This is a genomic window from Agrobacterium leguminum, from assembly GCF_015704895.1.
In the GTDB taxonomy this organism is placed as follows: Bacteria; Pseudomonadota; Alphaproteobacteria; order Rhizobiales; family Rhizobiaceae; genus Agrobacterium; species Agrobacterium leguminum.
The window spans coordinates 60061-73349 of the sequence record NZ_JADQWB010000003.1; the positions used below are offsets into that span (position 1 = coordinate 60061).

Sequence of the window (13289 nt, forward strand, 5' to 3'; positions counted from 1 at the left end):
CAGATAACATGGCCCGGCTCCTGCGCCTTATTGGATCAGCTTGAGGACTGAAAGATCGACGCGCCGCTCGAGCGCAATGCCGCTTTCGTCAAACAGATGGCAATCCGATGCCTTGATACCGGTGACGATGGGCTCGTCCACGACCACAGGTGCGGAGCCGGAAAGCAGCGCGCAATAATTCTCACCCGTCGGCGCGACGCCATAGGCGATGGTATTGACCCCGAGCCGCTCGATCACGCTGGGCGCGACCGTGACATTGAGGTCGGCCGTTTCGAGGCCGGTATGTTCCGGGCGGATGCCGAGCGTCAGCTGCTTGCCTTCAAGACCGGCGCGGGGCTCCACCGGCACGGTGATCGTCTGGCCCTCATATTCCACCGTCACACCCTCGGCGCTGACGGATTTGCACGTGACCTTCAGGAAATTCATTTTCGGGTTGCCGATGAAACCTGCCACGAAGAGGTTAGCCGGCTTGTGATAAAGCTCGAGCGGCGCACCGACCTGGGCGATTTCGCCGGCATTCAACACCACGATACGGTCGGCCATGGTCATGGCTTCCACCTGATCGTGGGTGACATAGATCATCGTCGCCTTCAGCGTCCGGTGAAGATTGGTGAGTTCGATGCGCATATCGGCGCGAAGTGCTGCATCGAGGTTGGAAAGCGGCTCGTCGAACAGGAATATTTTCGGCTCGCGAACGATGGCGCGGCCGATCGCCACGCGCTGGCGCTGACCGCCGGACAACATGCCCGGGCGCTGCTGCAGACGCTGATCGAGCTGGAGAATCTTGGCGACGCCCTCGACCTTCTGCTTGATCTTGTCCCCCTCCATCTTCTCGACGCGCAGCGGAAAAGCGATGTTTTCAAAAACCGTCATGTGCGGGTAGAGCGCATAGGACTGGAAAACCATGGCGATGCCGCGTTTGACCGGCGGCAAGTCATTGACCTTCACGCCGTTAATGACGACGTCGCCAGCGGAAATATCCTCAAGGCCGGCGATCATGCGCAGCAATGTGGATTTGCCGCATCCCGAGGGGCCGACAAAAACGACGAACTCGCCATCCCTGATGTCGAGCTGAACGCCCTTGATGACTTCGAAATGTCCATAGTTCTTGCGGACGTTGTTGAGATAAAGCTGACCCAAGACTTGCCTCTCCCGTCAGCGGCCGACATCTGGCCACGTTCAGAGATGTTCCGAAACAGGGGCAAAGCCACACGGAATCGGAACCGTTGAAAACAGGGGGAAAGAGCATCCCGGAAGACGCAAGGCATTCCCACGGCGAAACTTGCCGGATGCGGACGGCCAGCGCCCGCATCCGTGCTCATGAAAGATTATTTATACTGCTCGAGAGCCGAAGCCGCTTTCTTCGCGGCATCTTCCGGTGTTGCCTTGCCAGTGACGACAGACTGCACCATTTCGATCATCGTGTCCTGGAAGCCCTTGTAGTCCGTGAAGAGCGGCTCGGGACCACCATAGGCGATACCGTCGATCAGCGGCTTCCAGAAGGGATCCTTGGCGATGAATTCATCGACCTTCGGCGACGGACGCAGCGGGGTGAGGCCCGCGCCGCCCTGCAGTTCGTATTCGCCCTGCGGGCCGGGGGAGGTGATGAATTTGGCGAATTCGGTCGCCTTTTCTTCCACGCCGGTTCCCTTGAAGATCGCAAGGCTGTCGGTGATGAGCAGCGTGCCGGGGCCCTTTGCTTCCGGGCCGAGCGGCAGCGTGGCGATGCCCCAGTTGATTTTGGTTTCCTGCAGGCGCGTGGCGGCGCCCGAACCGGCCTGGATCATGCCGACCTTGCCATCGAGGAAGATGGCGCGGATTTCGTTCTGCTCATAGGCCGTCGGGCCTTCGACGGAATAGGGCGTGATGTCCTTATAGGCCTTCAGCGCTGCAACAACCTGCGGGCTGTCGACGGTGATCTTGTCGCCGTCGATCACCTTGCCGTTGTTGGTGTAAACCCAGTGCATGAACTGGTGCATGGTATTGTCGAAGGTCTTGGCCGGCAGGCCGTAACCGGCGATGCCCGTCTTTTCCTTGATCTGCTTGGCAAACGCGATCTCTTCGGCCCAGGTCTTCGGCGGCGTTTCCGGATCGAGACCCGCCTGCTTGAAAAGGTCCTTGTTCCAGTAAAGCGCCTTGGTCGAGAAGGCGACCGGCACGCCCCACTGCGTGTCCTCGAAGGTCACGGTGTCAACGATGTTGGGGTAGTAGCTCTTCTTTTCGTCTTCAGTCATCGGCACCGGAACGATGAGATCGTTCTGCGCGAACTGCTTCAGCGTGCGCGAACCGACATAGGCCATGGCGACCGGGGTGCCGGCGGCAGCGAGCGTTGTAGCCTTGTCCTGGCACTGCTCCCAGCCGACGACCTCAGGCACGACCTTGAAGCCTGCGTTCTTGCCTTCCCATTCCTTGATGTATTTTTCATGGATGGGATCCATCTTGTCGCCGCAATAGATCCAGCTGATCTCCTTGTCGGCGGCATGCGCCGTCACCGTCGCAAGGGCGGTGGAACCGGCAAATGCGAAAGCGCATAGCGCCAATCCGTAATGTTTCAGTGCCATAGGTAGTCTCCCGTTTTGGTGGTCGTTCCGGTTATTGATTATTTCACCGCGCCTGCGGTTAGCCCGCCGACGAGATATCGTTGCATCAGGAAAATCGCGATCATCGCTGGCGCGATACCGACGAAGCTCGCTGCCATAAGTTCGTTCCAGACGACTTCTTGCCGGCCGAAATAGGCAAACAGGCCCACGGGCAGCGGCATATATTCGGTCTTGGAATTGAACGTCAGCGCGTAGATGAATTGCTGCGCATAGGCCTCGATAAACGATGAGATTGCGACGACCGCTATGCCGGGCGTTGCTATGGGCAGGACAACCCGACGCAGGGTGTAAAGCCTGCTTGCACCATCGACATAAGCCGCCTCCTCCAGCTCTCGGGGTATGCGGCGCATATAGGTCACGAGGAGCAGGATGCCAGTTGGAATTATAAAAGCGACTCCGGGAATGATCATCGCGAAATAGGTATTCAATACGCCAATGGATCGCATGAGGCGAAACAATGGAATAAGCAGCACGGCTCCCGAGAACATCTTAACAGCAAGAAATATTCCCAATAGCAAACCCGCGCCTTTGAAGTTAAAGCGGGCAAACGCGTATGAAGCGGGTATCACGAGTGCAAGAACGATGAGCGTAATGCTCCCCGCGATGAAAAAGGAGTTGAAAATATAAAGCGCAAAGCCAGGCACGCTGACCCACATCGTCCGGTAGGCCTCGAAGGAGCCGTTCTCGGGCCAAAACTTATAAGGGGACGAAAACAGCAGGCTGAGCGGTTTCAGCGAAACCAGAAAGCCTTCCACAAAGGGCGCCAGCACGAAGGTTAGGAACACGGCGACGCCGCAATAAATCCCGACAACCTCATACCACCTGTAGCGGTTGATCATCGCATTTTTGTCGGTCATCGGCTGGCCTCCTGCGAGATACGGCTGGTGATGCGGAAATAAAAGAAGGTGAAGATCGACAGGAAGATGCAGATCAGCACGGCGCGCGCGGCACCTTCACCATATTTGTAAGCTCCTATCGCCGTCTTGTAGGTATCGATGATCATTGTCGTGGTTTCGCCGTTTGGACCACCACGCGTAAGAATCCAGATGATATCGAAAGAATTGAAGGTCGAAATCAGTGACAGGACCGACATGGTGATCATGGCGGGCAGCATCAGAGGCAGGGTGATACGGCGAAAGCGGTAGGCGCGGCTGGCGCCATCGGTCCACGCCGCCTCGTAGAGGTCCTGCGGAATGGACTGGATGGCGGCCAGCAAATAGAGCGTCACCATCGGCACACCAATCCAGACATCGGTGACGACCGTCGCCCAGAAGGCCGTGTTGCCATAGGCAAGGAACGCAACCGGGCCATCCACCAGGCCGAGGTTCTGGAGCACCCCGGAAATCATGCCGAACTGGCCGTTATACATCCAGCCCCACATGAAGATGCCGATAGCCATCGGCACGATCCATGGCGGCATGGTCAGGATACGGAACAGCGCCCGGCCGGGCACGGCCGAATTCAGCAAGACCGCACCGAATGTGCCGATGATCATCTTTATCGAGACGGAAAAGAACGTCCAGATAAAGGTCCGCGTGATGACATCGGCAAACGTCGCGTTGAAAATCTTCTCGTAGTTGATGAAGCCGACCCAATTCGTCACTTTTTTAAGCGATGCATCGGTGAACGACAGGATAAACGTATCCACGAGCGGGTAGGCAACGATTAGCGTGATATATAAAAGCGCCGGCAGAAGAAGAAACCAGGCGAAGACGACTGCACTACGTTTTGCATCCATTGCCCACCCCCCTCAAGCCGATTTCACAGCGGGGGATTTCGGCTGCCCGTGCAGCGCCAGATCGTATTCCTCCCACACCAGCTTGAGATCGATCACTTTACGGCCATGGCGCGCTTCGTCCATCGCAAGCGCCAGAATACCGGCCTCGATCGCATCGAGCGCGGAAACCGGAAGGGCCGCACCCTTGACGATATGGGCGATGACGTCCTCGGCCATCTGCTCGTCCGCACCGTAATGCTGCGAGAGCGCGGTCGCCGCCGAATAGGTCTTGGCCACGGTCTTTTCATTTGTCCGGGCATTGTGCACGTTCAGGAAGCCGCGCACGAAATCACCCTCGGCCATGCCCTTGGCGCCGATGACGCAGAAACGGCGGAAATCATCGGGAACGTTGAGATTGGTATGGAAGGCGAGCGATGCGCCGTTCTCATATTCGACGATCGCCGTCTGGTAATCGATGATGTCGCCGTCGCTGTCGAAGACCTTGTCGGAGCCCATCCAGCCGCTCGGCTTGCGATGGTAAACTTCCATGTCGTTGATGCCGTCATGCTGCGGCGCGTTTGCCGGCGTGAAGCTCTTGCGCCCGCCGAAGCTCGATACGAAACGCGGCCGCGCACCGACCACGCCATTATAGAGATCGAGGTCGTGGCAGCATTTTTCCAGCATGAAAGAGCCGGAATAATTCTCGTAACGCCGCCAGTCGCGCATGAAGAATGCGCCGTGATATGGCGGGATATGCTCCGAGGCCTCGATGGAAACGACATCGCCCAGCTTGCCTTCCGCCTGCGCGGCGCGCAGATCGCGGTAGAGCGGGGAATAACGCAAAACCAGACCGACGAGCAGCCGCTCGTGACCGTGCTTGTTGAGCAGCCGGGCGAGCTCAAGGCTTTCCTCGATGCTGACGACGATGGGTTTTTCCGAGAAGATGGTGCAGCCGGCCTCAAGCCCGATACGGATATGCTCCAGATGCATGTGGTTCGGTGAGCCGATCATCAAGAGATCGAATTTTTCGTTTGCGATCAGCGCCTCGGGACTATCGTAAGCCTTGCCGGCCGAAATGCCCTTTTCCTGCAGGCCCGGCAGGCCCGCCGGCGCGGGATCGACATAACCGACGATCTCGAAATCCTTGTCGATCTCATGAAAAACGTAGCCCAGATAACCGAGACGGAATCCGAGTCCGATAATTCCCACCTTCATGAACTTTGTTCCCTGTTCATTCGTAATTCATTTTCGCAGAAGCGACCATTTCTGTGCTAGTCGTCCGGTTATCTGCGATAATTTCCTGCCACGATGAAATTAATTTTCACAACGGTCAAGCTAAATTCGATTTCGCAAACGCTGCCGCGAGTCGGAAACCGATTTTTCCGGCGCGACGGATACGAAACGGATCGCCGCCGACCACCGACGCAAAAAACAATACCAAAAAAATGCCAATCGTCCAGAGCAATTCCGTTATCGAGAAAATTTTTTTGGTTAATGCGAAAATATCAAGCATGAAGCCTTATTATTCGGCAAAATACCGAAAAAACCACCGATTAATCGTACAAATCTAGCAATGGTTCTATTTTGGTATTGCCGATTGCGCGGCATGTGATATAGCCAGAGCCGGCCATATCGCCGACCACATGGATCGTGACAGAGGTTATGGATGAACGGGGCAGCGCTTAATCTGGACGACCTGCAATCAGGCGGCGGCCCGCTTTACCTGAAACTGCGCCAGACGATTGAAGACGCCATCAATGGCGGCCGCCTGAAGCACGGCGATGCCTTGCCACCGGAGCGCGATATCGCCGAAAGCGCCTGCGTCAGCCGCGTCACGGTGCGCAAGGCGGTGGACGATCTCGTCCGCGACGGCCTTCTCGTTCGCCGGCACGGTTCGGGTACTTTCGTCGTCAAGCCCATCACCCGCATGCAGCAGCCCCTTACCAAGCTCACCTCGTTTACCGAGGACATGCGCCGGCGCGGGATGACGGCGAGCACCCGCTGGCTGGACAGAGGCCTGTTCCACCCGACCGGGGACGAGATGATGGCGCTCGGCCTTTCCCAATCCGCCATGGTGGCGCGGCTCACGCGTCTGCGTCTTGCCAATGACCAGCCAATCGCACTCGAAGTCACCAGCCTGCCGGGCGATATCCTGCCTGATCCGCAACTGGTGGAAAACTCGCTTTATCTGGAGCTTGAGAAAAACGGCATTCGCCCGGTGCGCGCCATTCAGCGCATCTCCGCCCGTAACCTCACCGATGAGGAAACATTGCTGCTTGGGGTTCCGCCGGGTTCGGCAGCGCTTTCCGTTCAGCGAATGGCCTATCTGGAAAGCGGGCGCCTCATGGAAATATCCCGCGCGCTGTACCGCAGCGACGCCTATGACCTCGTCGCCGAACTGACGATGGGGCCCGAGTGACAAATCTCTTGATCAAGGACACGAAACGATGACAACCCTGATGCGCCAGGAAATCGATGAGATTCCCGATGCAGTCGCCCGCCTGCTGGACAATGCCAATGCCGACTTCCACGAAGCCGGAGGCAGGCTGAAGGCCCGTGACCCGGCCGTTATCGTCACCATTGCACGCGGCTCCTCCGACCACGCCGCGCATTTCCTGAAATATGCGATCGAATTGCAGACCGGGCTTCCGGTCGCTTCGCTCGGCCCCTCGCTCGCCTCGATCTACCAGACGAAACTGCGGCTGGACCGGGCGGCGGCCTTCGCCGTCTCGCAATCCGGCAAAAGCCCTGACATCGTCGCTCTGGCGGAAAGCGCCCGCAAGGGCGGCGCGCTCACCTTCTCGCTGGTCAACACCCTGCCCTCCCCGCTCGGCGATGCGGCCAATCACGCCATCAATATCCAGGCAGGCCCTGAAAAAGCGGTGGCCGCCACCAAATCTTTCGTCAACTCCATCGTCGCCGGCCTCGCAATCCTTGCCGAATGGACGGAAGACAGCCTGCTCGCCAAAGCCGTCAGCGCCCTGCCGCAGAATTTCGCCAAGGCCATCGCGCTCGACTGGAGCCAGATCGGCGAAGCGGTCAAGGGCGAGGAATCGCTCTATATGCTGGGCCGCGGTCCGGCGCTGGCCATTGCCGCGGAAGCCGCGCTGAAATGCAAGGAAACCTGCGAACTCCACGCAGAGGCCTATTCGTCGGCGGAAGTGATGCACGGCCCCGTTTCGCTGGTCGCACCGAAATTTCCCGTCATCGCTTTTGCCGCGCGTGATCGCGCCGAAACCTCCGTGACGGATATCGCGGCCGGTCTCGCCGGCAAGGGCGCAAGTGTTTTCGTCACCTCCGCAAAAGGCAGCCCGGCAAAGCCCCTGCCGTTTGTGGAAACCAATCACCCGCTGACCGATGCGCTGTTGCTGATCGCGCCGTTTTACGGCTTCATCGAGCAATTGTCGCGCGCCCGCGGCTTCAACCCGGATGCGCCCGTGGCATTGAAGAAGGTGACGGAAACCCAATGAGCAGCAGCAAGGCATTTGTCGGCGCCCGTATTTTCGATGGCGCCGCGTGGCACGATGGCAAAGCGCTCGTGACCGGTGATGGCCACGTTGCCGACATCGTCGACCGCGTATCCGTGCCCGCAGACGCCGAAATCATCGATGCGGAAGGACTGTTCATTGCGCCGGGCTTCATCGACCTTCAGGTCAATGGCGGCGGCGGCGTGATGTTCAACAACGAGCCGGATGTGGAAGGCATTGCCCGCATCTGCTCGGCCCATGCGCAATTCGGCACCACGGCGCTGATGGTCACACTCATCACCGACCGGCCGGATATCACAGCCAAAGCCGCCGAAGCCGGCATCGCCGCGCACAAGGCAGGGGTGCCCGGCTTTCTCGGCCTGCATTTCGAAGGGCCGCATCTTTCCGTCGCACGCAAGGGCACCCATGATCCGGCGCTGATCCGAAAGATGGAAACGGCAGATCTCGCGGTTCTGACGGGCTGCAAGACGAAGCTTCCCTTCGTGCTGACAACCATCGCCCCGGAAAACGTAACCGAAGCGCAGGTCACGGCGCTGCACAAAGCCGGCATCGTCGTCAGCCTTGGCCATACCGATGTGGGCCTCAGCGTCGCGACGGCCTATGCCGAGGCCGGCGCATCCATGGTGACACATCTCTTCAACGCCATGAGCCCGCTCGGCCATCGCGAACCGGGACTGGTGGGCGCGGCACTTTCGAACGGCAAGCTGGATTGCGGGCTGATCGCCGACGGCTTCCATGTCGATCCTGCAGCGATCGGCATTGCGCTTCGCGCCAAGAATAATCCCGGCCGCATTTTCCTCGTCACCGACGCCATGTCCACCATCGGCACGGATGATGACGGTTTCGAACTGAACGGCAGGCGCGTCTATCGCAACGGCGGCAGGCTGACGCTGGCCGACGGCACGCTGGCGGGGGCGGATATCGATATGCTCTCCTGCATCCGCTTCATGCATGAAAAGCTGGACACACCGCTTGAAGAGGCCTTGAGAATGGCGTCCGCCTATCCCGCCGAGGCGGTCGGCGCTTCCGGAAAAGGTAAGCTCCTGCCCGGCTTCGATGCGGATTTCGTCATGCTGACACCCGACCTTCAGATGCATTCGACATGGATCGGCGCAGAAAAAATCCACGATGCCACCCGTTCCGGAGCCTGAATCATGATCGTTTGTTTCGATATAGGCGGAACGACCATCAAGGGCGCGATTGCCTACGCTCCCGACGATATTCGGCCTGTGCCGCGTATCCCGACGCCCAAGACCAGTTTCGAAGACTTCGCCGCCGGGCTGAAATCCGTCATCGACAATAGCGGCGGCACACCCGCCTGCGTGTCGCTGTCGATTGCCGGCGTCATCGATCCCGACACCGGCAAGGCCACTGTCGCCAATATTCAGAGCATCCATGGCAGGGTCTTGAAGGACGAGCTGGAAAAGGCGCTGAACCTTCCCGTCATCGTATCGAACGACGCGGATTGCTTCGTGATCGCCGAATCGGAAATCGGTTCCGGACGGGGTCATCGCGTGGTCTTCGGCGTCATCCTCGGAACGGGTGTCGGCGGCGGGCTGGTGATCGACGGCAAGCTCATCAACAGCGACGGCGGTTTCGCCGGCGAATGGGGACATGGGCCGGTGGCCGCGACATTGGCCGGAAATCCACCGGTTTCGCTGCCGCGTTTCGAATGCGGTTGCGGGCTTACCGGCTGCGTCGACGCAATCGGCAGCGCGCGTGGCATGGAAAAACTGCATTCGCATCTTCACCGGCAGGCGATGACCAGCGAAGATATTATTTCGGCCTGGCAGGCGGGCGATCCGAAGGCCGCAAGAACCATCGATGTCCTTATCGATATTCTCGCCTCGCCTCTGGCAATGGTGATCAACGTTACCGGCGCAACCATCGTGCCGGTCGGCGGTGGACTTTCGAATTCGAAGGCGCTTCTCGCCGCTTTGGACGAGGTGGTAAGGAGCCGCATTCTCAGGCGCTTCGACCGCCCCCTCGTCGTACCCGCCATCTGCCGCATCGAGCCGGGGCTGATCGGATCCGCCGTTATCGGGCTGAAATATGAGAAAGAAGCCGCCGGCACTGCCTGAGCGGCATCACATCGTCTCGATCTTTTCCCGGCGAAAACCCAGTCCCACCAACCGGCCGGTCAAATGGGAAAGAAGCGGAAACCGCATGATGGCCAACACAAAGGCTGGCGGTCCTTTCGGTTTTTCCGCATCGGCCCGGCCCTTCTTGCCGCCGATACGCATCATCCGCTGCAGAAATTGCGTGGCCTTGGTCGGGAAGGATCGCCGCTTTTCAATTGCGGCGAGATCGTCATCGGCAATGGCCCGGCCGGACACGAGCACCGGCACCAATATATTGGCCGCCGCAACCGCATCCTGAATGGCCAGGTTAATGCCGACACCGCCAACGGGGGACATGGCGTGGGCCGCATCACCGATGCAGATCAGGCCGGGTTTCCACCAGCGCTTCAGCCGGTCGATACGGACGGTGAGGAGATGCACATCGTCCCAGCTCTTGAGCTCATCCAGCCTTTCGCGTGGGAAAGGGCAGATTTCCGCAACCCTGTTCCTGAAGGCTTCAATTCCCTGCAGCTTTATGTCGGCGAAAAATCCCTTTCGCACCACATAACCGCATTGCCAGTAATCGCCCCGGTTGATCATGACGAAACCCTGCCGCGAGCCGGCATGCCCCATGGTTTCCGTCGGATCGTCGGGCTGTTTCGAAAGGCGCATCCACAGCACTTCGGTCGGAATGCCGAAACGCTGCACTTCCAGCCCCGCCGCCTCGCGGACGGTGGAGTTGCGCCCATCCGCCCCCACCACCAGATCGGCCTCGATCTCGATGATGCCTTCCGGTGTGCTGACCGTGAGACCGCCGACATGGCCGCCGCGCTCGATCAGTCCGGTCACCGGCGCATTCATCAGCAATCGGAAATTTTCATATTGCCCCGCCTTGCCGACAATGAAATTGAGAAAATCCCATTGCGGCATAAAGGCGATGAAGCGATGGCGGACCGGCAGGCGGGAAAAATCCGCTATCGTGATACGCTCGCCGCCGATAACCGCATTCAGCCTTGGCGCACGCGTGTGCGGCAGGCTCAGGAACTCATCGATGAAACCAAGTTGCTCCATCAATTCAAGCGTCGAAGGGTGGATGGTGTCGCCGCGAAAATCGCGGAGAAAATCCCCGTGTTTCTCGACGACGACGACATCGATACCGCTGCGCGCAAGCAGCAGGCCAAGCATCATGCCCGCCGGCCCGCCACCGGCCACGGCGACGGACGTGCGGATGTGCTGAACGGCCCTGCCGTCATTTTCCGGCGCGATTGTCGCTTCTTCCATCACCTTCCCCCCTACATCCCGCTTTAGGTCTTTATCGTGTATCCGCCGCCGGGAGGTTTGCATTCTTCGGCTGCGGCCAGCCCTGCGCATCGAACCGGAACAGCATTTCGGACCGGGCAAAGATAAAGGCGAAGGCCATGGCCGTCCACATGCCGAGCAAAAGCCCGGCGGCGACATCGCTTGGATAATGTGCGCCGACGATGACACGCGAAACACCGATGACAAGGGCAAGCAGGAGAAACGCCCAGCGGAAGCGCGGCATCAACATGGCGAAAGCGCCGAAAAACGCCCCGGCGGCGGTCGAATGGCCTGAGGGGAAACTTTCATAGAGATTGTCGCCGGTAAATGGGGTGAGGCTATAGGCGCCCATTTCCAGCAGAAGCTCCGGCCGTGCCCGTCCTATCAGGAATTTCAGCGTATGGACGAGAATGCTCGCCGTTCCGATCGTCAGGAAGAAATAGGTAAGAAGCCGCCATGCCGTCCTCAGCCGTCCATTATAGGTCTGCGCCTTTAAAACCCGTGCGGCGACATAGGCCAATATCGCCAGAAGGCCGGTAGAATAGAGCATCCAGCGGAAGGTTCCGAAATCGGTAATGGCGCGATTGAAGGAGACCACGCCCCCTGGCAGCGCCTGCGCGCTTTCGGAAAGCCGCGGATCAAAAGGAATGAAGACAAGGACCAGCACAAGGCTTGCCGCAAAAATCCACCCGCTGGAAACCAGAAAACGTCGCATCGATATCCTCTCATTGTTTTTCTTGCATATGGCTTTGCCTTCCGCAAAAACAATAGCCCGGGCTTTGTCCTTGTTATGGCTGGTTTTCGCGGGTAGAGGCTAAGGAATGTTGCCCGAAAGTGTATAGCGTTTTCGGGAAAACGACGTGCACCGAGAGGTGCGAACTGGAAACGACCGACGGACTGAAAATGACGAATGCCAGTGAAATGCCACGCAAGCTGACAATATTGGGTTCGACCGGTTCGATCGGCACCAATACGCTGGATGTCGTCCGCCAGCTGGGTGGCCGCGACGCATTCGAGATCACGGCTTTGACCGGCGCGGGCAACATCGCGCTTCTGGCGGAACAGGCGCGGGAATTCGGCGCGCGGCTGGCGGTTACCGCCGAGGACGACAAATACGAAGCGCTGAAATCGGCCCTTGCCGGCACCGGCATCGAGGTTGCGGCGGGCAAATCGGGCCTCGAAGAAGCCGCGTCGACGGATGCCGGCTGGGTGATGGCGGCGATTGCCGGAACCCCCGGCCTTGCGCCTACTCTTACAGCCGCGCGACGTGGCGCAGACATAGCGCTCGCCAACAAGGAATGCCTGGTTTCGGCTGGCGATGTTTTTCTGCGCACGGTCAAGCAGGGCGGCGGCAGGCTGATCCCGGTCGACAGCGAACACAGCGCAATCTTCCAATGCCTGACGGGCGAACATAAGCAGGCCGTGGAACGCATCGTGCTGACCGCATCCGGCGGCCCGTTCCGCACCTGGTCGCGCGAGGAGATGGCCAATGTCACGGCGGATATCGCCCGCGCCCATCCCAACTGGTCGATGGGACTGAAGGTCTCCATCGGCAGCGCCTCCATGTTCAACAAGGGGCTGGAAATGATCGAGGCGAAATATCTCTTCGATCTGAGGCCCGATCAGGTGGAGGTGATCGTCCACCCGCAGTCGATCATCCATTCGATGGTGGGTTACACCGACGGCTCCTATATCGCCCAGCTCGGCTCTCCCGACATGCGCACCGCTATTTCTTATGCCCTCACCTATCCGCAACGCGGCAATCTGAGTGTCGAGCGGCTGGATTTCGCAAAACTGGCGCGGCTCGATTTCGAAGCGCCGGATGAAGCCCGTTTCCCGGCGATCCGTCTGGCCCGCACCGCGCTGGAGCGCGGCGGTTTGCAGGGCGCCGCCCTGAATGCCGCCGAAGAGACCGCCTTTCACGCTTTCGTTGCGGGCAATATCGGTTTTCTCGATATGGCCGAGATCGTCGAAACGGTCATGGACCGCATGCATGACGGCCGCTCCGCCGCCACGATTGAAGATGTCTTCGCAGCGGATGAGGAGGCCCGTCGTCACGCCCGCGAATTGATCGCCACCAAAGAAAAGGCCGCGTAAACGCGGCCCGGTCTTCTCTTATCTAAAC

The 13289-nt window shown here is 59.3% G+C and carries 13 protein-coding genes; 5 read left to right on the forward strand and 8 right to left on the reverse strand.

Features of this window, described 5'->3' with window-relative positions; translation table 11 throughout:
• Positions 1-27: 27 nt before the first annotated feature.
• The 6 genes from I3J13_RS06015 to I3J13_RS06040 all read right to left on the reverse strand — a co-directional run bounded on the left by I3J13_RS06015 (position 28) and on the right by I3J13_RS06040 (position 5830).
• Positions 28-1140 (reverse strand): ABC transporter ATP-binding protein, encoded by a 1113-nt coding sequence (locus I3J13_RS06015; protein WP_078052401.1) that lies wholly within the window; start codon positions 1138-1140, stop codon positions 28-30.
• Between the two features lie 188 nt (positions 1141-1328).
• A complete protein-coding gene (locus tag I3J13_RS06020) occupies positions 1329-2561 on the reverse strand; it encodes an ABC transporter substrate-binding protein (RefSeq protein ID WP_196378273.1) in 1233 nt (410 codons plus the stop codon).
• A 38-nt stretch (positions 2562-2599) separates the two neighbouring features.
• Positions 2600-3457, reverse strand: a complete 858-nt coding sequence (locus I3J13_RS06025) for a carbohydrate ABC transporter permease (RefSeq protein WP_078052399.1) — start codon at positions 3455-3457, stop codon at positions 2600-2602.
• Positions 3454-4338, reverse strand: coding sequence for a carbohydrate ABC transporter permease (locus tag I3J13_RS06030; protein ID WP_078052398.1), 885 nt, complete (start codon positions 4336-4338; stop codon positions 3454-3456). Before I3J13_RS06030 ends, I3J13_RS06025 begins: the two co-directional genes overlap by 4 nt.
• 12 nt (positions 4339-4350) lie before the next feature.
• Entirely contained in the window at positions 4351-5532 is a 1182-nt protein-coding gene (locus I3J13_RS06035; RefSeq protein WP_196378274.1) for a Gfo/Idh/MocA family protein, read from the reverse strand.
• A gap of 115 nt (positions 5533-5647) precedes the next feature.
• The gene (locus tag I3J13_RS06040; RefSeq protein WP_059759935.1) at positions 5648-5830 is read right to left on the reverse strand and encodes a hypothetical protein; all 183 of its coding nucleotides are present in this window, start codon (positions 5828-5830) and stop codon (positions 5648-5650) included.
• 153 nt (positions 5831-5983) lie between these two features.
• Here I3J13_RS06040 and I3J13_RS06045 point away from each other — a divergent pair, with 153 nt between their 5' ends.
• From I3J13_RS06045 to I3J13_RS06060, 4 genes are read left to right on the forward strand one after another with little or no spacing between them, the layout of a single operon-like run.
• Positions 5984-6736, forward strand: a complete 753-nt coding sequence (locus I3J13_RS06045) for a GntR family transcriptional regulator (protein WP_003521268.1) — start codon at positions 5984-5986, stop codon at positions 6734-6736.
• A 28-nt stretch (positions 6737-6764) separates the two neighbouring features.
• Complete coding sequence (locus tag I3J13_RS06050) at positions 6765-7787, forward strand: SIS domain-containing protein (protein ID WP_196378275.1); 1023 nt, start codon at positions 6765-6767, stop codon at positions 7785-7787.
• The gene (nagA, locus tag I3J13_RS06055; RefSeq protein WP_196378276.1) at positions 7784-8956 is read left to right on the forward strand and encodes an N-acetylglucosamine-6-phosphate deacetylase; all 1173 of its coding nucleotides are present in this window, start codon (positions 7784-7786) and stop codon (positions 8954-8956) included. The genes I3J13_RS06050 and nagA overlap by 4 nt, the downstream gene beginning before the upstream one ends.
• A gap of 3 nt (positions 8957-8959) precedes the next feature.
• On the forward strand, positions 8960-9886 hold the full coding sequence (locus I3J13_RS06060) for an ROK family protein (protein WP_020809497.1): 927 nt from the start codon (positions 8960-8962) through the stop codon (positions 9884-9886).
• Positions 9887-9892: 6 nt separating this feature from the next.
• Here I3J13_RS06060 and I3J13_RS06065 read toward each other — a convergent pair whose 3' ends face one another.
• Both I3J13_RS06065 and I3J13_RS06070 read right to left on the reverse strand, forming a co-directional pair.
• Positions 9893-11146: an FAD-dependent oxidoreductase gene (locus I3J13_RS06065; protein WP_196378277.1), complete on the reverse strand. Its 1254-nt coding sequence runs from the start codon at positions 11144-11146 to the stop codon at positions 9893-9895.
• Positions 11147-11177: 31 nt separating this feature from the next.
• The gene (locus tag I3J13_RS06070; protein ID WP_020809495.1) at positions 11178-11879 is read right to left on the reverse strand and encodes a phosphatase PAP2 family protein; all 702 of its coding nucleotides are present in this window, start codon (positions 11877-11879) and stop codon (positions 11178-11180) included.
• Between the two features lie 188 nt (positions 11880-12067).
• On the opposite strand from I3J13_RS06070, the gene dxr reads away from it, so the two are divergent.
• The gene (gene dxr / locus I3J13_RS06075) at positions 12068-13261 is read left to right on the forward strand and encodes a 1-deoxy-D-xylulose-5-phosphate reductoisomerase (RefSeq protein WP_196378278.1); all 1194 of its coding nucleotides are present in this window, start codon (positions 12068-12070) and stop codon (positions 13259-13261) included.
• The last annotated feature ends 28 nt before the right edge of the window (positions 13262-13289 follow it).